Source organism: Cupriavidus sp. UYPR2.512, from assembly GCF_000379565.1.
In the GTDB taxonomy this organism is placed as follows: Bacteria; Pseudomonadota; Gammaproteobacteria; order Burkholderiales; family Burkholderiaceae; genus Cupriavidus.
In genome coordinates, this window is sequence record NZ_KB903187.1 from 1 (window position 1) to 21,137 (window position 21,137).

Here is a 21,137-nt window from a genome sequence, read left to right on the forward strand (position 1 = left end):
GTTGACTCCACGCGCGGCAAGCTCACACTTCATTTCCTGCCGGGTTACGCCCCGGATCTGAATCCGGACGAATTGGTGTGGAGTCATGTCAAACGTACTGGCGCGGCAAGGCGGCCCCTGCAAAAGGGTGAAAAGCTGCAAGAGCGAATCGAGGCGCAGCTCGCGGATGTCCGGCAAAAGCCGTGTCTCGTTCGATCATTCTTCCAGGCTCCTTCTGTCGCCTATATTTCCGACTGCTGAGTAACTGTTACCCACAGCGGTGATATAGTTTCATTTTCATGAAAGTTATTCCACATCTATGCCGAGGCCGCTTCCTGATCCAACTCCACCATCACGCGCGACCATCCGAAGCATTGACCAGCTTGGCGACCGGATACGGGCAACGCGGGCGGGGGAGGGTATGCCCATTGATCAGGCTGCCAATCATTGCGGGGTTTCCGTCGGTATGCTGTCCAAGCTGGAGAACGGCAAGGGCGTCAATCTGGAGCACGCCCTGCGCGTGATGGAAGGACTGGGTTTGACGATGCTTGTCGTGCCGAGGGCGCATGCCGCCTTGCTCGAACAGGCGGCGGCCCATGCGGCCAAGATGGACAAGAATGCGGCCAGGGAACAGAAAGTCCAGCTTGAAGAGTAGACAACAGCATGCGTCCATCAGGCAACGCGCGGCTTGCTAAACACCGAGCCGGAAGCGGTTGGCAAGCTCTTCCACGATCGATGCCTGCAGCCTGTCGCGAGAAATCTTGAGCGGATCGCGCTCTGCGGTCGATGCCATCCAGCGTTTGAATTCGACGAACGCGGCTGGACTGATCGTCGTCATCCGCGCCATCCTTCCGGTCACGGAAACGATGGGCGCAGAGAATGGAGGCGACCCCAACAGGACATTTGCGCGTCGCGCCTGGACTGCCCAGAGGTCATCTTCATCGTCGGTCAGTTGGAGCGGGTGGGGGTCAATATCGGCGGCCTCGCGACGCAGGAAGTCCACCTCGAAGCCTTTTGCGTTCACTGCCGTAAAGAGTTGATCATCCCGAATCTCAAACGTGCTATCTACCTTGCGTAGGACATCCAGCATCGAGAGGTCCAGGCTCTTCATTCGGGAAGCAAACTGGAGGCGTTTGCGCGTATCCCAAAGAAGATCAACGTCGCGAGTTGCGAGGGCGCGTTCCTGCAGACGAACTCCGGCCGCGGCTTCATACGCATAGAGGGCATGTGTCCCGATGACGATGAAATGCTCGGCGATATTGAGCCGAGTCATCACGTGAAGGATGGCCACGAGGATGTCAGGAGCCCGGCCGACGCGGGTCGCTCGGTTCAGCCGCCGGTGCCGGTCGAGTTCGTCCGCGAGTGTCTTGAGCCGGGCCTCGGCGGCTTCCTTGCGCGCGTTGAACCGCGCGTACATGTCCTCAGTCGTTTCCGAACGCACGCCGAGGCTCTTCTGTTTGTTGTCCACGCTGGTCCGAATCAGGTACTCGCGGCCCTTCGTGGTTCGCCAGAGCATGCCGCCGCGAACCTCTGCGGCCTTGGCACGCGCAGATTCCCACGCTTCGAACACCGCCTTGGCGTCGATATACTGGCGCAGCGCATCCTCATCTAACTCGATCCAAGGATCCATGGAATTTCAGTATAAAACAGCAATATGCTGATTTTATACTGAAACATCATAGATGTGCTCCATGCCGCCCCTGTGCATCGCATGCCGAATCCCCTCGCCGTAGCGCGCTGACTGCAGCCGGCTCGAATCTTTTGTAGATGGTGTCTGCAGGCACGCCGGAAGACTTCGCGCGATTTCAGAAGGAGGACATAGTTCTATCTGCCAAGATCGTGGGCGGAGGCGAAGATTCGCGCGGAATAGCAATTCTCTGGCTGCCTGCGTGTTGCGGGTGCGCCTAACTCAGTTACTCCCAAACTCCGCGCGCCTCTCGAGTTGGCCTGCGGGGTAGGTCTCCAGCGTCTTGCCCTCGGTGACCACGGAACGCCGAGCGGCGCCGATCTCGCTTCTACTCTGGAATTCCCCGGCGCGAGGGTCGCGCCTGACGTCTTGCTGGTCCAGTCGATGCGATGCCGCGCCTGCGTGGCCTCATGCCGCGCATCCTCCTCGCTATGCAGGTAGCCGCTCGTCGTCGAGATCGACGAATGCCCAAAGTTGTCCCGGACGTAACGCAGGTCCACCTGCTGGTCGGTCATGTGCGAACCAGCGGTAGGCGCAGCCAGTGGGCCGAGGCACTGGCCAGCACCGCGGCCTGTGCTTCCCATTCGGGCCCGCGCGCGCAGGCGCGCGGCCGCCAGGCCGAACACTTTCTTCAGGATCAGGTGCAACGCCCCGCGTGACAGACCCTTCTCTCGGTTCTCCTGGCCAATGACCGGCAGCAGCAAGGGGCGTGTCTTCCCAGGCTGCGGGTTCGGCGCCAGCCCATGGGTGCGGCGGTAGCGCGCGAGTTCGGCGATCAGTTCGTCGGTGGCAGGCACCAGCCGGGTCTTGTTGCCCTTGCCGGTGACCTCCAGCCACCAGCGCTCGATGCCCTGCGCATCGCGCCTGCAGAAGAACGCCCCCATCGCCGTGCCGGTGACTTCGGCCGCGCGCAAGCCCCCCAGGTAGAGCACGGTCAGGAGCCAGCGGCAGCGCGCCGCATGCAGGCGCTCGCGCTCAGTGGCGGTGTCGCAGTGCGTTCACGGGCGCCTACGAAGACCCCCTCGGCTTGCCATCTGCGTGGCGGTGCGCTGGCGCAGCACGCCGGTGCTGGTGCGCAGTTCGAGGTCGAGCCGGCTGGTCTGGCGCTGCTGCGCCTGGGTCTCGACCGCGTTGCGCACCGAGCGAGTACCGCAGATGGTCGGGTGCCCAGGGCTTGAGGATGTACTGGTAGATACTGGCCTCGTTGATGCCGGCGATGATGTCTTCGCTGTCGGTGTAGCCCGAGCTCACGAGGCGCACCGCGTCGGGCCAGTGTTCGCGCACGCACTTCCTTGAGGAAGCTCACGCCGGGCATGCGCTGGTCGCACAGGATCATTTCACCGGCTGGCGCTGCAGCAGGCCACGCGCGTCCTCGGCGCTGCTGGCGGTAAACACAGTGAAGGCCTCGTCCAGTACGGCGCATCGTGTCATGCGAGCGCACCTCGTCGTCCACGGCAGGGCTTCCGTCGGGAACGGCACGTTCATCGGTGCAAGGCCAGGTGCCGGGGCGTCCACGCGTGCGGTTGCTTGTGCACGAAATGGTGGCGCGCCACATGGTAGCTGGGGTCGAAGCCGTAGAAGTTGCAATGCATGCGCAAGAGTTCCTGTTCGCGGTGGTGGGCCAGCGGGCGAAGGCTTTCGTCGCGCTCGCGGGTGGCCTGTTGGGCCGCCAGCCTTTGTGGCAGATTGCAGGAGGCCGCGAGCGCCAGCGCGCGCTGCAGGCAGCGTTCTTCGAAGCCTTCGCGGGCCTTGTCGTCGCAGTGGTCGATCAGGCCCATCTGCGCGGCCTCGCGCGCCAGCAACGGCAGGCGCTGCGCCATCAGGTCCCTTGCGCCGGCCTCGCCCAGCCGGCGCGGCAGCAGGTAGGTCCAGTACTCGGAACCATAGAGGTTGCCCATGTTCTTGTAATGCGGGTTGAGCACCACGCCCTCGTGCCCCCACACCTCGTCGGCTGCCAGTGCGAGGAAAGCGCCACCCGCGCCGGCGTTGCCGCGCAGAACGCTCACTGTGAGGCGGTCGGTGGTCGTGATCACGGCCAGGGCCACGTCGTTTATGGCCTGGATGTTGCGCCATGATTCGTTGGCCGCGTTGTCACCGGGCCGGTGTGCCGCGGCCTCGATGGCGTTGAGGTCGATGCCGTTGCTGAAGAAGTCCTCGCCGCCCATCAGCAGCAGCACGTTCACCGGCCGCTCCCGCACCGTCAGCCAGGCCGCGTGCAGGCGCTCACAACGGTCCGTGGACATGGCGCCGTTGTGGAAGTCAAAGCGCAAGCAGCCCACGTGCGCCCCTTCCGGGCCGTGCTCGGTGTAGCGAAGCTCGCCCCATTCATCGTCCGGCCGCTGCAGCACCACAGGCAGCGAGGGCAGGGCCGCCGCCTCGGTGGCGAAGGCCTGCGCCGCGACCTGCTTGAAGCCGGCAGCGCCCTCGGCACGGCGCACGTGGCCGATCCACACGCCGCCGTCGCGCGTGCGGCGCAGCAGCACGCCGTCGCGTACGGCCAGCAGCGTGCCCGGCGCGGCGTCGGTGAACCTGACCATCAGCGCATCGGAGGCGGCGTGGCCATCCATCAGGTAGCAGGCCTGGCCCCAAAGCGAGTCGAGCACGCCGGGCTGGCCGTCGGCGCAACGCAGGCGGGCCAGCACCTCGGCCGTGGTGTCGGTAGTCCAGTCGACCGCGCGGTCGGCCTGGCGCATGGCGGGCCGCCATTGCGCCGGCGGGGGTGATTCGCCCGTGCGCTCACCGTTTTCGAAACGTTGCAGGGCAGCCAGCGTAACCTGCACCGCTGCCTGCGTGACCTCGCGCCGGTACAGGCTGCCCTTGCTGGCCTGGCGCATCGCAAAGGCCGCGTGCGCCCAGACCGGCCCGGCATCGTAGTCGGCGTTGGCCTGCAGCACCGTCACGCCCCAGTCGCGTACGCCTTGCAGCACCGCCCAGTCCAGCGCCGAGGGTCCCTGGTCGCCGGGCGGGCCGGGGTGCACCACGAGGCAGGTCAGCCGCTGCCAGACGCTGGCCGGGATGCGGCGCTTGAGGAAGGGCGCGAGCAGCAGGTCGGGCCGGAACAGCTCGACGGCCTCTTCGGTGACCCGGTCGTTGATGTCGATCTCCACGCTCACGGTGTGGCCGTGCGCGCGCAACTCGGCGAACAGGCGCTGCGTGAGGCTGTTGAAGCTGTGGCACAGCAGCAGGATGCGCAGGCCGGGGGGTGGACTCTTCATGGTGGCGGCCGCCGCCGCCCCTGCTGTTCGCGCGCGGCGTCTTTGCGACCCATGTGGGTCGCAAAGCGCGATTCGAGGTCGTCCAGCGCGGCGTTGAATGCGGCCCCCGCGTGCGCGTCGCGCAGGGGCCGCACCACGCCGGCGGCGCCGGGACCGAAGTACGCCGTGAGGCGCGCCTGCGCCTGGCGGCACGGCGCCTCCAGCAAGTCAAGGGGGGCGGGTACCTCGACCGGGGGAGGCAGAGGTGGGGCCGGCGGCGCCACGGGTTCGATCAGACTCTGCGCGATCCGGGCTTGCAAGTGCTCGCGCACCAGGGGCAGGCCGCTCGCGGATTTCTGGAACACGGTGGATGGCATGGCGGGGTCAGCAGATGCGCGGCAATAGCTCCCCGCTGAGCCAGTCCACCACGCGCCGACCACCGAAACGCGTGGCCATCTGCACGAAGTGGTGCGGGTCGCTGGTGACCTCGCCGATGCGCGCTGCCTCAGCGCCCAGCGGGTGCGCGCGCATGGCGGCGAGCACAGCATCGGCCGCCTCGGGCGCGCACACCGCGACCAGCTTTCCTTCGTTGGCGACATACAGCATGTCCAGCCCGAGCAGCTCGCAGGCGGCATCGACCTGGGGTCGCACGGGAATGGCGGCTTCCTGCAGCAGCATGCCCACGCCGGACTGGCGCGCAATCTCGTTGAGCGTGGTGGCCAGGCCGCCGCGCGTGGGGTCGCGCAGCACGCGCACAGCGCCCGGCGCGGCACCCAGCATGGCGGCCACCAGCGTGTGCAGCGCGGCGGTGTCGCTCTCGATGGTAGTCTCGAAAGCGAGCGACTCGCGTTGTGAGAGCACGGCCACGCCGTGGTCGCCGAGAGTGCCGGAGAGCAGCAGCACGTCGCCCGCACGCGCGTTGCGCCCGCTGATGTCCACGCCTGGCGGCAAGACGCCGATGCCGGTGATGCTGATGAACACGCCGTCGCCCTTGCCCTTCTCCACCACCTTCGTGTCGCCTGTGACAATGGGCACGCCGGCGGCGCGCGCGGCCGCGGCCATGGAGCGCACGATGCGCTGCAGCTCGATCAGCGGGAAACCTTCTTCCAGGATGAAGGTCGCGCTCAACCACAGCGGCGTTGCGCCGCACATAGCCACGTCATTAACCGTGCCGTGCACCGAGAGGCAGCCCACGTCTCCGCCGGGAAAGAACAGCGGCGATACCACGTGGCCGTCGGTGGCGACCACCAGCCGGCCGTGGCCCGGCGTGACGCTGGGCAGCGGCAACACCGCGCCGTCGTCGCCCTGGCGCAGGTAGGGGTTGTCAAAGGAGGCGACGAACAGTTCTTCGACCAGCTGTGCGGCGGCCTTGCCACCCGCGCCGTGGCCCATGTCCACGCAGCCGTGCTTGATGTCGAGCGGGCGCGTGTAATTCTTCGTCTTCTCCGGCCGGAGCACGGCTGCCTCGCCGGAGGGCTGATCGATGTCGGTTCTCATGGCAGGGCCTCCTCGATGGCCGTGGCGCTGGTGACGTGAATGTCGCGGAAGCGCCCGTAGGAATAGTGCGCCGCGCAGGCGCCTTCGCTCGACACCATGCACGAGCCCACCGGGCTCTCGGGCGTACACACGGTGCCGAAGATCCTGCAGTCGGTCGGTTTCTTCACGCCGCGGAGGATGGCGCCGCACTCGCAGGCCTTGTTGTCGGCCACCGGGCGGTAGTGCAGCGAGAAGCGGCGCTCGGCGTCGAAGTCGGCATAGGCTTCGCGGATCTTCAAAGCGCTGTAGGGCACCTCGCCTAGGCCACGCCACTCGAAGCTGGGTCGCAGCTCGAACACCTCGGACACCGGGGCCTGCGCCTTGAGGTTGCCTTCGGACGTGACGGCGCGCTTGAACTGGTTCTCCACATGGGCGCGGCCCTCGTTGACCTGGCGCACCAGCATCAGGATGGCCTGCATCACGTCCAGCGGCTCCAAGCCGGCGATCACCACCGGCTTACGGTACTCCTCGGCGAAGTGTTCGTAGGGGCCAGAGCCGATCACGATGCTCACGTGCGCGGGACCGACGAAGCCGTCGATGGGCACGGTGCCGAACTCGCGCACCTCGGGCGATTCCAGGATGTGCGTAATGGCCGAGGGCGTGAGCACGTGGCAGCACAGCACGCTGAAGTTCGTGAGGCCTTCGCGGTGCGCGAGCTGGATGGTGAGCGCGGTGGGGGGCGTGGTGGTCTCGAAACCGATGGCGAAGAACACCACCTCGCGCCGCGGGTTCTGGCGGGCGAGTGCCAGCGCGTCGGCGGCAGAGTACACCATGCGGATGTCACCACCGCGCGCTTTGGCGCGGATCAGCGATTGGCTTTCCGAGGCCGGCACGCGCATGGTGTCGCCGTAGGTGCAGACCATGGCATCCTGGGCCAGTGCGAGGCTGATCGCCTGGTCGATGCGGCCGATGGGCAGCACGCACACCGGGCAGCCCGGGCCGTGCACCATGTGCACGTTGGCCGGCAGCAGCTCCATCACGCCGTAACGCGAGATCGCGTGTGTGTGGCCGCCGCAGAACTCCATGAAGCTGTAGTTGCGTGCCGGGTCGGCCTCGGTGGCGATGTGGGCGCCGATCTGCCGCGCGATGCCGCCGTCGCGGAATTCGTCGATGTACTTCATGTTGAAACTCCGCTGGAGGTGGTGAGTTGCGCCATCTGGGCAAACAGCGCCAGCGTGCGCTCAGCTTCCTCGGGGTCGATGGTGCCGATGGCGTGGCCCACATGCACGATCACGTAGTCGCCCGCCTTCACGTGGGCCACCAGGGCGATGGAGATGTCCTTGCGAATGCCGCCGAGGTCGACCACGGCCTGGTCGTCGGGCCGCAGCTCCACCAGCCGCGCGGGGATGGCTAGGCACATGGTTCGGTGTCCTTTTCGTGGGGGATATTCTGAAGGGCCGTGGCCCCGATCAGGCGCGTGGCCACCCAGGCCTGGCCCAAGGCCAGGCCCGCGTCGCCGCAGCCGGTGGCGCTGGACAGGTGCACGCACAGGCCGGCGCCCTGCAGGCGCGCGAGCACTCGCTCGCGCAGCACGCGGTTGAAGAAACAGCCGCCACCCAGGCACACGGTGGCCGTGCCGTGTTCGCGCGCAGCCTGCGTGGCCCAGAGCGCCAGCGCATCGGCCAGAGCCAGGTGAAAGCCCGCCGCCGCAGCGCCCACACGCTCGGCGCTCACGTGCAGCAGCGCGGCGAACAGGCCGCGCACGTCGAGCCGGCGTTGGCCGTCGGGCAGGGTGTCGGTGAGCAGGTCCTCCAGCGTGGCAGGCAAGGGCTCGTGGGCCGGCGCCAGCCATCGGCTGGCAGTGGTTTCAAGCGCGATGGCGGCTTCGGCCTCCTCGGTCTGGCGCACGCTCAGGCCCAGCGCGGCGGCTGCGGCGTCGAACCAGCGCCCGGCGCTGCTGGTGGGCGGGCAGTTCAGGCCGCGCGCCAGCATCTGCTGCACGCCGCGCGCCATGGCCTCGCCAACCATCGGCGCGAAGCGCGGCACGATATCTGCGCCCCGGTCCAGCGCGTGCAGGGCGCTGGCGGCCATGCGCCAGGGTTCGCGCGCGGCGCGGTCGCCACCAGGCAGGGCGAGGGGGTGCAGGTGACCCAGGCGCCGCCAGTTCGCGCCATCCACCCATAGCAGCTCACCGCCCCAGGCCGTGCCGTCCGTGCCCAGGCCCACACCGTCGAGCGCGAGGCCGATCACCGGGCCTTCAATGGCGTGTTCGGCCACCACGGCGGCAATGTGCGCGTGGTGGTGCTGCACGCCGATGGTGGGTACACCCAGGGTGTGCGCGAGTTCGATGGCGAAACGTGTGCTGAAGTAATCGGGGTGCAGGTCGTGCGCCACCGCGCGCACAGGGCCGTGCCGTTGCAGCAGCGCAAGGGCCGAGGCTTGGAGCGCGGCGCAGGCGGTCGGGTCGCTCAGGTCGCCGTGCACCGCCGACCAGTGGGCCTGGTCCTGCGCGTCCCGCAGGCACGCGGCGTTTTTCAGCTGGGTGCCGCAGGCCAGCACAGCGGACGGGGCGTTGCGCATCATGCGTGGTGGTGATGGCCGAGCTGGTGGTCCAGCCAGTGCAGCCAGGCGTCCATGCCATCGCCGGTGGTGGCCGAAAGCTGGATTACCTCGATGACCGGGTTTACGCGCCGCGCGAGTTCGATGCAGCGCGCCATGTCGAAGCGCACGTGCGGCAGCAGGTCGATCTTGTTGAGCACCATGAGCGAGGCGGCGGCGAACATGTCGGGGTACTTCAGCGGCTTGTCCTCGCCCTCGGTCACCGAGAGGATGGCCACCTTGGCGGCCTCGCCCAGGTCCCACACGGCGGGGCACACCAGGTTGCCGACGTTCTCAATGAAGAGCAGGCTATGTGCGCTGTCGTCATCGTGATGGTGGTGATGCTCGTGTCCATGGTTCTGTTCATGCCCATGACCGTGGCCGTGATGCGTGAGCAGCCGCGCGAAGGCCTCAGCCACCATGGGTGCGTCAAGGTGGCAGCCTTTGCCGGTGTTGATCTGGATCGCGGGCGCGCCGGTGGTGCGGATGCGGTCGGCGTCGAAGCTGGTCTGCTGATCGCCTTCGATCACCGCCATGTGCAGGCCGGGCGCGCCCGCCTTGAGCGCGTCGATGGTGGCGCACAGCAGCGTGGTCTTGCCCGAACCCGGGCTGGAAACAAGGTTGAGCGCGGTCACGCCGTGGGCCTCGAAGTGCGCGCGGTTGTGAGCGGCCACGCGGTTGTTGGCGCCGAGGATGTCGGTCTCCAGCTTGATGGCACGCGCCTGGCTCATGCCGGGCACCGAGAAGCGCGCGGTACCGGCACCGAAATGCAGGTCGCCGCTGGCCGGGTTCACCTGTACCGCAGCCGGCGCTTCCTGGTTGTCACTGCATCCACATACGATACACATGGTCGGTCTCCTGTTTTCGTGGGGTTTCAATCATGGGCCACCTGCATGTCCAGCACGCGCAGTTCAGCGCCGCCGGTCGGCTGCAGTTGGAAGCCACCGCAGGCCGGGCAGGCGTCCCCGCGTTGCGCCAGGGTCACGGTCCGTGAACAGCCCAGGCACCAGGCTTGGCCGGGGGGTTCTTCGATCTCGATGTTCGCGCCGTCCAGCAAGGTGCTGGGGGCGAGGCTTTCCAGTGCGAAGCGCAGCGCGCGCACGTCCACGCCCGAGAGCTGGCCGGCTTCGAGCCGCAGCGCCAGCAGGCGCTTGAAGCCTTCGCGCGTGGCGGTGTCTTCCACCAGCTGGAGCACGCCGCCGGCGAGGCTGGCCTCATGCATGTCCGGCCTCCTGCAGCGCGGCGCCTCGGCGTTCGATGGTGAAAGGCACACAAGGGTCGAACGCGGCCATCAGCAGGTGCACGCGTCGCGTGAGCGCGCCGTCGGGCAGGTCGGGGTCGAGCCGCGCCAGCTGCTGCGCCACCTCGCCCTCGGGGTGGAAGTTCCATTCGGTGGGCGCCACCACGTGGCAGGCCTGCACGCGCTGGGTAGCCGGGTCGATCTCGACTTGGTGCACCAGCAGGCCACGCGCCATCTCCACCCAGGCCAGGCCGCGCCAGGGGCCGGTCGCCACGGCACCCCAGTCCAGGCAGCGGTCGCCGCCGTCGAGCGCAAGGCGCACCAGCTCGGCCAGGCGCGTGCCCAGCAGGGCCCAGGGCGTGAGCAGCATGTCGTCGGCCACGCCTCCGAGGCGGCTCCAGGGGCCGGTGTGAGCGCAGGCGCCATGCAACAGTGGGCGCAGCGCGAAAGCGGGCTTGAGTGCGAGCGTGGCGCCCAGCATGCACAGGCTGGTGGCCCGGTCGCCGTGGAGGCGCAAGGCGGTGTCGGGCGCGAGCAGGGTGCAGGCGTCTGCGCCGCGCGCGCTGCGCACCAGCGCGGGCAGCCAGTGGTTGTGGCGCAGACCCCAGGTGTCGAGCCAGTCGGTGCCGCCGGCTTGCCAGGCCGCGAGCCAGTCGGCTGCGGGCATGTCCAGCAGCACATGTTGCAGCCAGCTGCGCAGCGCTGGCCAGGGGCCGGGGGCACCCTGCGTCGGCCAAGGGCAAGTGCGCAGGGCGGTGGTGGCGCTGGCCGCGTGCGCGCCGCCGGGTGCGAGCAGGCGCGGCCAGTCTAGGCCGATGCGGCGGATGTGCTCCATCGCGGTCTCGCGGCGCAGGCGCTCGGCTACGGCATCGGGTCGTGGCAGCAGGCCGGGCGAGGCCGGGCCAATGGCGAGCTGGCTGCACAGTCGGTGCGCGTGGCTGCAGAGGTTGAACAGGCTGGCCATGAGCCCGGGCAGCCGGGCCGCTGGCACGCCGTGGCCCATGAGCGCGGCCCAGTCCTGGCGCGTGCTCTGCAGGCCGTGTGGTGGTGGCGCGCCGGGCGTGATGCGCAAGGCGCCCGCCAGGCTTTGCAGACCACTGAGTGCGACACCGTTCACGCGCGGCCTCCCAGAAAGAAGGCGCGGCGCGACCGCATCGGCGGGATGGCCGCTGGAGGCGTCTGGGGGACGGGGCGGGTGAGCGCCAGCGCTTCGTGCGCGGTCTCGCGCGCCAGGGCCTGCGCGGTGAAGCCGCCCATGGCGAAAACAGCGCGCAGGTCTCGTGGTAACCGATGGCAGGGTCGTGCGCGCCGACGAAGTCGAAGCGCTCGCTGCCGAAGTTGCGCATAAAGCTGCAGCCCACCTGGTCGCCGTGTGGCAGGGTCTGAGCCGGCAGCCGCACCAAGCTCATGAACCAGGGCGTGATGAGCACGCCTTCGGCCACCGGTTTGTCGTCCGTGGTGGTACCCCAAGCGAAGTCCACCGCCCCCACGCGCAGCGCGGCGTTGAGCCGCGGGATTCCCTGCACGCGTTCGGTCTGCGCATGCTCGAAATGAGCCACGAGGGCCGGCACGCAGGATGCCAGGGGCTGGTCTGTCATGGCAGTAAGAGGAACTGGTCGGGCTCGCAGTCGCAATTCGGGCAGCGCCAGTGCGAGGGCAGATCGGCGAAGGGCGTGCCTGGGGATCTGCCATTGCCGGTCGCCTACGGCGGGGTCGCAGACCCACCAGGAGATCTTGCATTGCAGTCGTGAAGCCGGCCCGCAGTACCTCGCGGTTGCCAAGGCAGGAGCCTTCGAAATGGTCCATGCTCATGTTGCCTCCAGCCAGGCCATGATCTCGCGCAGGCGCTCGTGCGAATCACGCAGGTCTTCGGGCGCGGCCATCGCTACCTCGGGCATGTCCACCACCTCGACCGTGTTGAGGATGAGCTTGTCCATGGAGTTGTAATGCACCACGCGCCAGCAGTTTGGCAGGCGCGTGTTGGAGATGCAGCAGTTGCCGTAACCGCGCGATAGCATGAGCACGCGGCCCGTGCCGAGCTGGTAATCCAGAAAGCAGATGTCCTCGGGCGTGACCGGCAACAGCGTGAGATTGACCACGTGCGAGACCTGGTCCGGCTGCCAGCGTGCCACCTGGTCGCGGATCTCGTCCACCAGCAGCGGCGCGTTCTGTACGTTGGGCGGCAGCGGGCCGCTCCACAGCGGGTAGGCGGGCCACACGTCTTCGGCAGCGGTTGCGGCGAACAGTGAAGGTACCGAACCGACCTCGATCGCGTCGTCCACCAGTACGCTGTCGCGGCCCTCCTCGTGGCGCCAGGTCATGAGGCGCCAGACGCCGGCGAACACGGATTCCTGCACGCGCACCTCCAGGTTGCTCGCGCCGAGCTGCACGATGGCGCTGACCTCGCCTTCGCCCAGCACCTGGTTCACGATGCGGAAGTCGCGTGGCGCGAGCATGCCCAGCGGCACCAGGCCGGGGGCGCCGCCTTCGGCGCCGCGCTGCAGCAGGGCCAGCACCTGCTGCAGCAGGGCCAGCACCTGCTGCAGCACTTGGCGCGCCTGGTCCAGACCCACCAGTTCCTCGGGCTCGGGCAGCACGGGCGGGCGGTAGGTGTCCATGTCCTTGGGCAGGGGCAGGGGCAGGTAGTCGAGCGACTCGTCTTCGTGGCGCGTGCCAGGGCCCAGGGTCACGAGCGAGATCGGGAAATCTTTCATGGGGTGCCCTCGGCTCTGTGGCAGCTGGCGTCGCTAGAAGAAGTCTTGCTCACGACGGGAATGCCTATGGTGGGCGGGCGCGAGGAAGGCATGCGCAGAGCGGCGTCCACGCCTTGCAGGTAGACATCCAGTCCTGCATGCCGGCGATGGCGCTGACGTACTGGCCGCCGCGGAAGAACAGCAGCAAGGGCCAGCGCTGAGAGCCGTAGCGACGCGCCACGGCATCCGCGGGAGGCCACGTTCTGGCCCTCGGTGAAACGCACGGCGTCGCCCGCCAGCAGCAGCAAGCGGTCTCCCGGCAAGGCGGTCCAGTCGGCCACGCTGGCATTATCGATCAGCGCGGCGCCGAATTCCCGCACCAGGCGCATCACCAGCGGCGAGGCGGGATCGGTGCTGAGTGCGGTGACGGCCGGTGGGCGAATGGCGGTGTCAGTGAGGCTCATGGGTCTTCTGGACGAAAGAAGGTGTCAGCCGCCGGTGGCGAGCTGGCGCAGTTGAACGGCGCTCATGCGCGAAGGCAGTTCGAAGCCAGCCTCGCCGTCGGCGCCCTGGCCCTGCATGGCGCCCAGCATCAGGTCGAGCGTGGCGTTGACCTCGCTGACGCGTTCGGCATCGATGCGTTCGCGCGCATCGCCGAGGAACACGAGCAGCCAGTCGCCCGGCGCCACGTGGCCCACCAGCACGGTGCTGATCCGTCGACGCTCGCCCCGGCCTACGCACACCGCGTGGCCGGGCTCGATGGTGCTGACCTGCATGGGGATGCCAATGCACATGTCAGGGGGTCTCTTGGGGGAAGAAGCGCTCGTCGCCTTCGCGGCAGGCCGCCTCGGGCGCGGGACGCTGCGTTTCGTAGGCGGCGAGCGCGAGCCCTTCCATGGTCACGGTCTCGCGCCCGCTCAGGGGCTGGCGGCGCGACGCAGGCCGGCCGCCCCAGCGCGCGATCTCGGCCACGCCTAGCGCCATGGCCTCGTCCATCGCGGCTTTGACCGCCGGGCGCAGGCTGCCGCCGTAGTCCTCCAGCTCCTGCGGCTGGCAGCCGATCAGCAGCACCTGCGCGGGGTAATGGCCGGTGAGTTGGGCGAGCGAGAGCACCTCCTGAAAACCGGTTTGGTGCAGGCTCATCTTCTTTGTGCCCAGGAAACGCGGCACCTCGTCGTCGCGCACAAGCTTCAGAGTGCCGGGCGCCAGGCCGTAGTCGATCGCATCGAGGATCAGCAGGCAGTCGGCGGCCTGCACGTGCTGGATCAGGTACAGGCCCTGCGTGCCGCCGTCCACCAGCGAGACGTGCGGCGCGAACTCGTGGCGCTGCTGCAGGGCTTCGACGCAGCGCACGCCGAAGCCTTCGTCGGCCCATAGCAGGTTGCCGATGCCCAGCACGCAGATGGAGGGATGGGTGTCACCACCAGGGTGACAGGCGGCTTCAGGCGAGGTGCGGCTCATGGTGGGCGGACTCACAAAAACAGTGGAGAGAGCGGCGGCGCGCAGACGCTTCGAGGCGCGGAAGCTGTCCCAGGCCGCCTGCTGCGCGAGCCAAAAGCCGGCCTCCACACCGACCACCCGCGCGCAGCGGATGGCGGTGTCGGGCGACATGTCGCGCTGGCCGTGCAACAACTCGTGCAGTCGGCGGCGCGACAGGCGTAGCAGGTGCGCGCCAGCAGCCGCCCCCCGGGTGCGTGGGCGCGCGCAGCGGCACGCCAACCGGTGAACATACCGGCGCGGCCTGGAAATAGAGCGGGCTGCGCGGTTCATGCTCACTCTTTGAATGTTCTGTGACCGGAAATCATGGTGCTCACGATGCTCTGGCGGCCCATGATGTCTTCGCGAATGGCCGCGTAGATGTGCAGCAGCACGAAGGTCACGATGCCCCACATGCCCAGGCGGTGCCAGGTGTGCACGTCCTGGCTCTGGCCGAATAGCGGGATCACCCAGCCGAACAGGCGTTCCTGCCACGAGCCCATCTGTGCGCCCTCGCCGTAGAGCGCGAAGCCGGTGAGCAGCATGAAGTTGGAAAACATCAGGTAGAAGCCGAACATCGCCAAGCGCGCCAGCGGGTTGTGGCCCACGTACTGGTTGGGCTTGGGAATCAGGAACAGGTACCAGCGCAGCATGTTGAACACTTCGCGCCAGTAGGTCTTCTGGAACATCGGCACCCAGAACAGCTTCTTCGCGTGGTGGTTGCCCACCAGCGCCCAGTAGGCGCGCGCGAACATGCCCACCGCCATGATGTAGCCCATGAGGTAGTGCGCGCTGGCCTCGCCCGGCATGGTGAGCAGGGGCTGGCCAATGAAGTAGCCGGTGACGCACAGCACGGTGATGGACAGCGCGTTGAGCCAGTGCCAGATGCGCACGGGCGCCTCGTACACATAGACAGAGCGGATGCTCTGGCCTTGCCGCAGCTCGCGCGCGTCGTGTGAAGCGCTGGCCGGATGGGACGTCGTGGTGGACATGGTGAGACCTCCTGAAAGGGAGTGCCAGATCAGGCCGCGAACTGACCGAACAGATACAGCCCGGCGGCGCTCAGCCGCGCGCCCAGGCCACCCAGCGCCCAGCCGCTGCGCTCGGCCAGCCAGCGGCGGATGCCCAGGCCGAGGCTGATGCTGCCAACTTGCAGAAGTGCGGTAGTGAAGAGGAAGCCCACCGCGTAGCCGGCGAAACCTCTCTCTGGCGTCTCGGAACCGTGCGCCAGGCCTTGCAGCGAAGCGGCGGCGCTCAGCCCTAGGCCGATGACCGGCGGCAGGGCGGATCGGTGCGCGAGCAGCAGCTTGCCGCCCAATAGCACCACCGAGAGGGACACGCCGTGTTCAAGGTAGGGCACGGGACGCCTAGCATGCCCAGCGTAGGCGCTGATCATGAGCGCGAGCAGGAAGGTGGCTGGGCCCTGCCAAGCCTTGTTCGCAGGCAGCGCCGAGACCGACCACACACACACGGCCAGCATTGCCAGCAGGTGGTCAGCGCCGAAGGGGTGCACCAGGCCTTCGAACAGGCTGCTGGTGCCGTGCCCGGTTTGGGCCTGCGCGGCGCTGGCCGCACCGGAAAGCAGAATGGCGGCGGCAAGGCCACGTGTCGTTGTCTTGTGCATGGGGTGCTCCTCTTGTCGTGTGGGGTCGTCTTTCAGCGAACCGTGACGCGGCTCATTTCCTGGCCGTCTTCGCTCATCACGTGGGTGGAGCAAGCTAGGCAGGGGTCGAAGCTGTGCAGCGTGCGCAGGATCTCTAGCGGCTGCTCGGGGTTGACCATGGGCGTGTTCATGAGCGAGGCCTCGAAGGCGCCGATCTGGCCCTTGTGGTCGCGCGGCGAGCCGTTCCAGGTGGTGGGCACCACGCACTGGTAGTTCCCGATGCGGCCGTCCTTGATGCGGATCCAGTGACCCAGCATGCCGCGCGGCGCAGCCACCGTGCCCACGCCCTTGGCTTCCTTGGGCCAGGTAATCGGGTCCCACTTCTCGATGTTGGCGGTGCTGGTGTCGCCAGCCTTGATGTTGCCGACCAGCTGCTTGAAGTCGTCCATCATTATCTCGGCGGCGTACTGGCTCTCCAGCGCGCGCGCCAGCGTGCGGCCGATAGTGGTGGGCAGCAACTGCTTGGCGCTGTACTTCGTCTCGGGCATGCCCAGCGCCTTGGGGATGGCGCTGTTGATGGCCACGGTGGCCTCGTCCACCTGCTGCTTGACGCGCTGGCAGAATTTGTTGCCCTGCCTGGCGTGCGCATAGCCGAGGATGTAGCGCGACAGCGGCCCCACTTCCACGGCGTGGCCGCGCCAGCGCGGCGCCTTGATCCACGAGTATTTTGCCGATTCGTCGAGCTGCTCGATCTCCGTGCGCGTGCCCTTGAAGTTCGGCCCCTCGGGCTTGTAGTCGGCTTCGGTCACGCCGTCCCAGGGGTGCAGGCCCTTGGTCTCGTCGCCGTACTTGTACCAGCTGTGCGTCACGAACTCCTGCACCTGCTCGGGGTCGCGCGGGTCAATCTCGTGGATCTTGTCCCAGTCGCCATTTAGGATCACGCCGCCGGGCAACTGGTCCGTGCTGTAGTCGTAGGGCACCTTCTCGTAGGTGCCGTAGTCGGCAATGGCCGAGAGGCCGCCGCCGTAGAGCCAGCCGGCCTGCTTGTAGAAGGTGCCGATGGCCAGCACGTCCGGGATGTAGACGTTATTGTTGAAATCGATCATCTCCTGGATGCGGGCCTGCACGAAGTTCAGCCGCTCCATGTTGATCGGGGCGCCGGCCGCGCCGTTTCCGTCGATGTTGATGGCGCAGGGCACGCCTCCCACCAGGTAGTTGGGGTGCGGGTTCTTGCCGCCGAAGATGGTGTGCACCTTCACCCAATCCTTCTGCCGGTCCAGCGCCTCCAAGTAGTGCGTGAAGGCCATCAGGTTGGCCTCGGGCGGCAGCACATAGGCCTTGGAGCCCCAGTAGCCGTTGGCGAAGGGGCCGAGCTGGCCGCTCTCGACGAACTTCTTCAAGCGGTTCTGCACGTCGCGGAAGTAACCGGGCGAGGACAGCGGGTGCGAAGGCGACACGAGTTGCTGCAGCTCGCTGGTCTTCTTCGGATCGGCCTTGAGGCAGGACACCACGTCCACCCAGTCCAGCGCGTGCAGGTGGTAGAAGTGCACGGCGTGGTCGTGCACCTGCAGCGTCTTGGCCATTATCTCGCGGATGAGGTGGGCGTTGAGTGGGATGCGAATGCCCAGCGCGTCTTCCACCGCGCGTACCGAGGTGAGTGCGTGGCAGCCGGTGCACACGCCGCAGATGCGTTCGACGAAGGCCCAGGCGTCGCGCGGGTCGCGGCCCTTGAGGATCACCTCCAGCCCGCGCCACATAGTGCCGGTGGAGACGGCGTTGCGGATCACGTTGTTGCTGTCGAGGTTGACCTCGCAGCGCATGTGGCCTTCGATGCGCGTCACCGGGTCGACGATGATGCGCCGGCCCGTGTTGTCTATGCGAAAGCCTTGAGTTTCGTAAGCACCCATCTTGTATTCCTCGTTGTGTCAGTGGTTGGCGGGTGTGGTGGACGCGTCGGCCTGGCGCGCGTTCCGGTTGTCGCGCGCGCGCTTGGCCACCGAGATGGCGGCGTGCGCGGCGACGGCCGCGCCCACCACGCCGGCGGCGGTGCCCCCGATCTGGTCGGCGTTGGCCTCGATGCCGAAGGCGTGGATGTCGGTGAGGCGGTCGTAGAACGAGCCCTTGTCCCAGAAGCCGTCGGCCGAACAGCCGATGCAGCCGTGGCCAGCCTTGATGGGAAAGCTCGTGCCTTCGTTCCACTGCACGGTGGAGCAGGCGTTGTCGGTGGTCGGGCCCTTGCAGCCAACCTTGTAGAGGCAGTAGCCCTTGCGCGCGGACTCGTCGTCCCAGGCCTCGACGAACTGGCCAGCTTCGAAGTGCGGGCGGCGGTAGCACTTGTCGTGGATGCGCTGGCTATAGAACATCTTCGGGCGGCCCTGGCGGTCCAGCTCGGGCACGCGGCCGAAAGTGAGCATGTAGGTGATCACGCCCGTCATCACCTCGGGGATGGGCGGGCAGCCCGGCACCTTGATGATGGGCTTGTCGGTGATCACCTTGTGGATCGGCGTGGCCTGCGTGGGGTTGGGCTTAGCCGCCTGCACGCAGCCCCACGACGCGCACGAACCCCAGGCGATAATGGCCTTGGCGTCCTTGCCCACGTGTTTGAGCTTCTCGATGAAAGGCTTGCCCGACTGGATGCAGAACATGCCGTCTTCATTGAGCGGTGGATTGCCTTCCACGGCCAGGATGTACTGGCCCTTGTACTTGGTCATGATTTCTTCAATGATGGCCTCGGCCTGGTGCCCGGCAGCAGCCATCAGCGTGTCGTCGTAGTCTAGCGAGATCATGGAGAGCACCACGTCCTTGGCTAGTGGGTGCGCACTGCGGATGAAGCTCTCGGTGCAGCAGGTGCATTCCAGGCCGTGCAGCCACAGCACCGGCGTGCGCGGCTTGCTTTCCATGGCGTGGGCAATCTGCGGCACGAACGATGGGGCGAGCCCCAGCGATGTGGCGGTGAGCGAGCAATACTTCAGAAAACTGCGGCGCGAGATGCCTTTGCGGCGCAAGACCTCGTAGAAAGTCTCCATGCTGGTATGCCTGTGGGTACTTTGTGATCGACGCTGCGGGGAAGAGGGATAACCCAAGGGCACATTTTGTGCGATGGCATCGTAGAGCAAGTCTTGTGCCAGTCTGGGGAGCCGCATGTGAACACACGCCTAAAAGCACCTATCTTTGCTGGGGTGAATTGCCCTCCAGAGCGTGGTACTGGAAGTTAGCTTTCCAAAGTCAAGACCAAAGTCGAGCAAGTTCAGCCATTTGACCGATGAGTCGCCGTTTGAGCCCGCTCCCCTTTGGGGCGGCAGACGTCTACCCTCAAGCTGCGCCGTAAGGTCTTCTCAGAATTGCCCCGTGAGACGCAAGATCCAGTGGAATGAAGGAGGCATCTTCTACGGAAGCAGCGCCCGTGTAGCCGTCGGCGGTCAGCGAGCAGAGCCGCTCATAGCGCATCAGCACCGCTCGTTCATTTCGATACTGGCTGAATCCATCATCAGGTTCGTGCTCTGATGTTCCTCAATGCAGCCAGAAGCCGTCGCGTCCGGCTTCATAACAGCTACGCACCGGAGTATCCGCGGCCAGATGACAGCGCACCTTGGCTTTGCGATCGCCATGAAGACTGCGATCGTATCGATGGCGGCCACTGTGCAGCGGCTGCGCGCGCGCACCCCATCGCCCAGCGAGAGCTTCCAGTTCCTCTCACCCAGTTCGAAGGCGAAATGCAGCGATCCAATGATGGTTGTATCCTGCCATGAAGGGCCCGTGCGAGGCCTATTCATTTGCGTACTCCTCTCGGAAAACGGGTATCGGAATCCTCGTTTTACTCTGGGAGTCCTTCCAGAGTATCTAAGTAACGTCCTGCGACCGACGTTCAGGATGGTACATTTTGTTGCGCTTAAGACAGGCGTATGTCCGGGCCGCGTCAGGGAATTAGGGGTATCCCGGTTGCCGGGAGTAGGGCTCTGCCCAATGACTTAGCACAGGGGCTTGTAAACTTTGCCGCGAGAGCGTTCGCTTTCTCGTTTGCGAGGGGGCGCATGAAGGCAAAGTCGGCGGGTTGGGGACACGAGGAGTTGGAGGGATTGGACTTCGGGGATGCGAGGCGCAATGAACGAGCGAAGACGCTGGTGACACGGTTTGCCGCGAACCCGACGGCAAGCATTCCTGTCGCATGCAATGGCCGGGCCGAGACCATGGGGGCCTATCGATTTCTCGAGAAAGAGGAGATCGATTGGCGAGGCATTCTGGAGGCCCACTGGCAGCGCACGGAAGAGCGCATGCGCGAGCACGAGGTGGTGCTGTGCCTGCAGGACACAACGGAGTTGGATTTTAGAGGCCAAACGATAGAAGGCCTTGGCGAGTTGAACTATGAAGCGCGGCGAGGGATGTACCTGCATGTGCGACGTGAAAGTCGTCTGATTCGTTGTTTCACCGCCGATATTGGCGGTAGGAAACCGGGCGTTCCGTCGCCCGTAGTCTATCGGTGCATGCAACGCCGGTAACAGCGTTGTATGAAGCCACCGAGACAATGGAGCCCGGCGCAAGCTACGCCAAGGTCGTGAGACCAAAGTGCCTCTGCGAGTGTCAATGCGGAGGGGGCGCTAGACTGGATGGCATGGTTAAGACATCTGAACTGCTGTTAAACATCGTCAACATTGAAAGGCCAAAGACACTGATAGGCCGCCTTACCCAACATGGGAATGTAGTGGGCCTGCTCGCTGTGTAGTCGGGCGGCACGGACAACAGCACTACCGGTGGAGAGGCAGGACCTAAACCATTCTTGCGAATCAGGCGGAACACGGAAACACCGTATCGTTGCCCACTGGGGCAAGCCAACCGCGAGGAAGGCTGTTGGCGGTGCGGGACCGGAGCTAAAGTCGAAAGTGGTGTACGGGCGGGGAATTTGAGGCGCGGAGTAGAGGGCGGTGGAGCTTTCCGCTGAGAATCTGATTGTCGAGATCGGAAACCAGCACACAAGAAAACTCCACCATGAGCAAGGATAAATGTAANGAAGCAGTCGGTCTATCGGAAATCGGGCTTGGGCTCGAGGAGCTGATCAGGCGCGGGGCCCGGCGGGTCATCCAGGAGGCGATTGAAGTGGAGCTGGCAGAGCTGCTTGAGCAGTTCAGTAACGTCAAGACCTTGGGCCCGGCGGGTCATCCAGGAGGCGATTGAAGTGGAGCTGGCAGAGCTGCTT

Annotated in this window: 23 protein-coding genes and 5 pseudogenes; 4 read left to right on the plus strand and 24 right to left on the minus strand. The window is 66.5% G+C overall.

Going from position 1 to position 21,137, the window contains the following annotated elements; genetic code table 11:
* Together A3A5_RS42525 and A3A5_RS40425 are read left to right on the plus strand one after the other, a co-directional pair.
* A partial coding sequence (locus A3A5_RS42525; protein ID WP_198293195.1) for a transposase occupies window positions 1-240 on the plus strand: 240 nt, incomplete at its 5' end.
* A 58-nt stretch (window positions 241-298) separates the two neighbouring features.
* On the plus strand, window positions 299-634 hold the full coding sequence (locus A3A5_RS40425) for a helix-turn-helix domain-containing protein (RefSeq protein ID WP_051108604.1): 336 nt from the start codon (window positions 299-301) through the stop codon (window positions 632-634).
* Between the two features lie 36 nt (window positions 635-670).
* Here the strand turns inward: A3A5_RS40425 and A3A5_RS0133650 are convergent, their stop codons facing one another.
* The 24 genes and pseudogenes from A3A5_RS0133650 to A3A5_RS0133755 all read right to left on the minus strand — a co-directional run bounded on the left by A3A5_RS0133650 (window position 671) and on the right by A3A5_RS0133755 (window position 19,719).
* Complete coding sequence (locus tag A3A5_RS0133650; RefSeq protein WP_018314843.1) at window positions 671-1,609, minus strand: GSU2403 family nucleotidyltransferase fold protein; 939 nt, start codon at window positions 1,607-1,609, stop codon at window positions 671-673.
* A 422-nt stretch (window positions 1,610-2,031) separates the two neighbouring features.
* Window positions 2,032-2,652: pseudogene (locus tag A3A5_RS39750) on the minus strand (tyrosine-type recombinase/integrase); the annotation flags it as partial.
* 12 nt (window positions 2,653-2,664) lie between these two features.
* On the minus strand, window positions 2,665-2,805 hold the full coding sequence (locus A3A5_RS45855; protein WP_369797845.1) for a hypothetical protein: 141 nt from the start codon (window positions 2,803-2,805) through the stop codon (window positions 2,665-2,667).
* A gap of 342 nt (window positions 2,806-3,147) precedes the next feature.
* On the minus strand, window positions 3,148-4,881 hold the full coding sequence (locus A3A5_RS0133665) for a hydrogenase maturation protein (protein WP_018314845.1): 1,734 nt from the start codon (window positions 4,879-4,881) through the stop codon (window positions 3,148-3,150).
* Window positions 4,878-5,237 (minus strand): hypothetical protein, encoded by a 360-nt coding sequence (locus A3A5_RS39755; RefSeq protein ID WP_018314846.1) that lies wholly within the window; start codon window positions 5,235-5,237, stop codon window positions 4,878-4,880. Before A3A5_RS39755 ends, A3A5_RS0133665 begins: the two co-directional genes overlap by 4 nt.
* Window positions 5,238-5,244: 7 nt before the next feature.
* Complete coding sequence (gene hypE, locus A3A5_RS0133675) at window positions 5,245-6,357, minus strand: hydrogenase expression/formation protein HypE (RefSeq protein WP_018314847.1); 1,113 nt, start codon at window positions 6,355-6,357, stop codon at window positions 5,245-5,247.
* Window positions 6,354-7,517 carry a hydrogenase formation protein HypD gene (gene hypD, locus A3A5_RS0133680; RefSeq protein WP_018314848.1) on the minus strand — a complete coding sequence of 388 codons (1,164 nt, stop codon included), beginning with the start codon at window positions 7,515-7,517 and terminating at the stop codon, window positions 6,354-6,356. The genes hypE and hypD overlap by 4 nt, the downstream gene beginning before the upstream one ends.
* On the minus strand, window positions 7,514-7,756 hold the full coding sequence (locus tag A3A5_RS0133685; RefSeq protein ID WP_018314849.1) for a HypC/HybG/HupF family hydrogenase formation chaperone: 243 nt from the start codon (window positions 7,754-7,756) through the stop codon (window positions 7,514-7,516). The genes hypD and A3A5_RS0133685 overlap by 4 nt, the downstream gene beginning before the upstream one ends.
* Complete coding sequence (locus A3A5_RS0133690; RefSeq protein ID WP_018314850.1) at window positions 7,747-8,919, minus strand: hypothetical protein; 1,173 nt, start codon at window positions 8,917-8,919, stop codon at window positions 7,747-7,749. Before A3A5_RS0133690 ends, A3A5_RS0133685 begins: the two co-directional genes overlap by 10 nt.
* On the minus strand, window positions 8,916-9,782 hold the full coding sequence (gene hypB / locus A3A5_RS39760; protein WP_018314851.1) for a hydrogenase nickel incorporation protein HypB: 867 nt from the start codon (window positions 9,780-9,782) through the stop codon (window positions 8,916-8,918). Before hypB ends, A3A5_RS0133690 begins: the two co-directional genes overlap by 4 nt.
* A gap of 26 nt (window positions 9,783-9,808) precedes the next feature.
* Window positions 9,809-10,156, minus strand: a complete 348-nt coding sequence (locus A3A5_RS0133700; RefSeq protein ID WP_018314852.1) for a hydrogenase maturation nickel metallochaperone HypA — start codon at window positions 10,154-10,156, stop codon at window positions 9,809-9,811.
* Window positions 10,149-11,291 carry a hypothetical protein gene (locus A3A5_RS0133705; protein WP_026201396.1) on the minus strand — a complete coding sequence of 381 codons (1,143 nt, stop codon included), beginning with the start codon at window positions 11,289-11,291 and terminating at the stop codon, window positions 10,149-10,151. The genes A3A5_RS0133700 and A3A5_RS0133705 overlap by 8 nt, the downstream gene beginning before the upstream one ends.
* Window positions 11,292-11,436: 145 nt before the next feature.
* A pseudogene (hybE, locus tag A3A5_RS45860) lies at window positions 11,437-11,772 on the minus strand ([NiFe]-hydrogenase assembly chaperone HybE); the annotation flags it as partial.
* The gene (locus tag A3A5_RS45865) at window positions 11,769-11,834 is read right to left on the minus strand and encodes a hypothetical protein (protein ID WP_369797846.1); all 66 of its coding nucleotides are present in this window, start codon (window positions 11,832-11,834) and stop codon (window positions 11,769-11,771) included. The pseudogene hybE and the gene A3A5_RS45865, both read right to left, overlap by 4 nt.
* A 148-nt stretch (window positions 11,835-11,982) precedes the next feature.
* Window positions 11,983-12,888, minus strand: coding sequence for a hydrogenase expression/formation protein (locus A3A5_RS0133715; RefSeq protein ID WP_018314855.1), 906 nt, complete (start codon window positions 12,886-12,888; stop codon window positions 11,983-11,985).
* 64 nt (window positions 12,889-12,952) lie between these two features.
* Window positions 12,953-13,216 carry a hypothetical protein gene (locus tag A3A5_RS45870; protein WP_369797847.1) on the minus strand — a complete coding sequence of 88 codons (264 nt, stop codon included), beginning with the start codon at window positions 13,214-13,216 and terminating at the stop codon, window positions 12,953-12,955.
* A pseudogene (locus A3A5_RS45875) lies at window positions 13,137-13,331 on the minus strand (hydrogenase); the annotation flags it as partial. The pseudogene A3A5_RS45875 and the gene A3A5_RS45870, both read right to left, overlap by 80 nt.
* Window positions 13,332-13,355: 24 nt before the next feature.
* Window positions 13,356-13,661: a HypC/HybG/HupF family hydrogenase formation chaperone gene (locus A3A5_RS0133725; RefSeq protein WP_018314856.1), complete on the minus strand. Its 306-nt coding sequence runs from the start codon at window positions 13,659-13,661 to the stop codon at window positions 13,356-13,358.
* 1 nt (window position 13,662) lies between these two features.
* Window positions 13,663-14,328 carry a HyaD/HybD family hydrogenase maturation endopeptidase gene (locus A3A5_RS0133730; RefSeq protein WP_026201397.1) on the minus strand — a complete coding sequence of 222 codons (666 nt, stop codon included), beginning with the start codon at window positions 14,326-14,328 and terminating at the stop codon, window positions 13,663-13,665.
* Window positions 14,329-14,639: 311 nt separating this feature from the next.
* Complete coding sequence (cybH, locus tag A3A5_RS0133735; RefSeq protein WP_018314858.1) at window positions 14,640-15,335, minus strand: Ni/Fe-hydrogenase, b-type cytochrome subunit; 696 nt, start codon at window positions 15,333-15,335, stop codon at window positions 14,640-14,642.
* Between the two features lie 29 nt (window positions 15,336-15,364).
* Window positions 15,365-15,967, minus strand: coding sequence for a HupE/UreJ family protein (locus tag A3A5_RS0133740; RefSeq protein ID WP_018314859.1), 603 nt, complete (start codon window positions 15,965-15,967; stop codon window positions 15,365-15,367).
* A gap of 32 nt (window positions 15,968-15,999) precedes the next feature.
* A complete protein-coding gene (locus tag A3A5_RS0133745) occupies window positions 16,000-17,853 on the minus strand; it encodes a nickel-dependent hydrogenase large subunit (RefSeq protein ID WP_018314860.1) in 1,854 nt (617 codons plus the stop codon).
* Window positions 17,854-17,871: 18 nt separating this feature from the next.
* Window positions 17,872-18,972, minus strand: a complete 1,101-nt coding sequence (locus A3A5_RS0133750) for a hydrogenase small subunit (protein ID WP_018314861.1) — start codon at window positions 18,970-18,972, stop codon at window positions 17,872-17,874.
* A gap of 420 nt (window positions 18,973-19,392) precedes the next feature.
* Window positions 19,393-19,719, minus strand: coding sequence for a hypothetical protein (locus tag A3A5_RS0133755; protein WP_026201398.1), 327 nt, complete (start codon window positions 19,717-19,719; stop codon window positions 19,393-19,395).
* A 258-nt stretch (window positions 19,720-19,977) separates the two neighbouring features.
* On the opposite strand from A3A5_RS0133755, the pseudogene A3A5_RS40430 reads away from it, so the two are divergent.
* Both A3A5_RS40430 and A3A5_RS0133765 read left to right on the plus strand, forming a co-directional pair.
* A pseudogene (locus A3A5_RS40430) lies at window positions 19,978-20,337 on the plus strand (transposase DNA-binding-containing protein); the annotation flags it as partial.
* A gap of 592 nt (window positions 20,338-20,929) precedes the next feature.
* Window positions 20,930-21,085, plus strand: a pseudogene (locus tag A3A5_RS0133765) (IS256 family transposase); the annotation flags it as partial.
* Between the last annotated feature and the right edge of the window lie 52 nt (window positions 21,086-21,137).

Bases quoted from the DNA above. Each gene is read 5' to 3' on its own strand.
- A3A5_RS0133730 (WP_026201397.1), bottom strand. From the start codon at position 14,328: ATGAGCCGCACCTCGCCTGAAGCCGCCTGTCACCCTGGTGGTGACACC.
- A3A5_RS39755 (WP_018314846.1), bottom strand. From the start codon at position 5,237: ATGCCATCCACCGTGTTCCAGAAATCCGCGAGCGGCCTGCCCCTGGTG.
- A3A5_RS0133755 (WP_026201398.1), bottom strand. From the start codon at position 19,719: ATGAATAGGCCTCGCACGGGCCCTTCATGGCAGGATACAACCATCATT.
- A3A5_RS0133725 (WP_018314856.1), bottom strand. From the start codon at position 13,661: ATGTGCATTGGCATCCCCATGCAGGTCAGCACCATCGAGCCCGGCCAC.
- A3A5_RS0133690 (WP_018314850.1), bottom strand. From the start codon at position 8,919: ATGATGCGCAACGCCCCGTCCGCTGTGCTGGCCTGCGGCACCCAGCTG.
- cybH (WP_018314858.1), bottom strand. From the start codon at position 15,335: ATGTCCACCACGACGTCCCATCCGGCCAGCGCTTCACACGACGCGCGC.
- hypB (WP_018314851.1), bottom strand. From the start codon at position 9,782: ATGTGTATCGTATGTGGATGCAGTGACAACCAGGAAGCGCCGGCTGCG.
- hypD (WP_018314848.1), bottom strand. From the start codon at position 7,517: ATGAAGTACATCGACGAATTCCGCGACGGCGGCATCGCGCGGCAGATC.
- A3A5_RS0133745 (WP_018314860.1), bottom strand. From the start codon at position 17,853: ATGGGTGCTTACGAAACTCAAGGCTTTCGCATAGACAACACGGGCCGG.
- A3A5_RS40425 (WP_051108604.1), top strand. From the start codon at position 299: ATGCCGAGGCCGCTTCCTGATCCAACTCCACCATCACGCGCGACCATC.
- A3A5_RS0133700 (WP_018314852.1), bottom strand. From the start codon at position 10,156: ATGCATGAGGCCAGCCTCGCCGGCGGCGTGCTCCAGCTGGTGGAAGAC.
- A3A5_RS0133665 (WP_018314845.1), bottom strand. From the start codon at position 4,881: ATGAAGAGTCCACCCCCCGGCCTGCGCATCCTGCTGCTGTGCCACAGC.
- A3A5_RS0133740 (WP_018314859.1), bottom strand. From the start codon at position 15,967: ATGCACAAGACAACGACACGTGGCCTTGCCGCCGCCATTCTGCTTTCC.
- A3A5_RS0133750 (WP_018314861.1), bottom strand. From the start codon at position 18,972: ATGGAGACTTTCTACGAGGTCTTGCGCCGCAAAGGCATCTCGCGCCGC.
- hypE (WP_018314847.1), bottom strand. From the start codon at position 6,357: ATGAGAACCGACATCGATCAGCCCTCCGGCGAGGCAGCCGTGCTCCGG.
- A3A5_RS0133650 (WP_018314843.1), bottom strand. From the start codon at position 1,609: ATGGATCCTTGGATCGAGTTAGATGAGGATGCGCTGCGCCAGTATATC.
- A3A5_RS0133685 (WP_018314849.1), bottom strand. From the start codon at position 7,756: ATGTGCCTAGCCATCCCCGCGCGGCTGGTGGAGCTGCGGCCCGACGAC.
- A3A5_RS45870 (WP_369797847.1), bottom strand. From the start codon at position 13,216: ATGCCAGCGTGGCCGACTGGACCGCCTTGCCGGGAGACCGCTTGCTGC.
- A3A5_RS0133715 (WP_018314855.1), bottom strand. From the start codon at position 12,888: ATGAAAGATTTCCCGATCTCGCTCGTGACCCTGGGCCCTGGCACGCGC.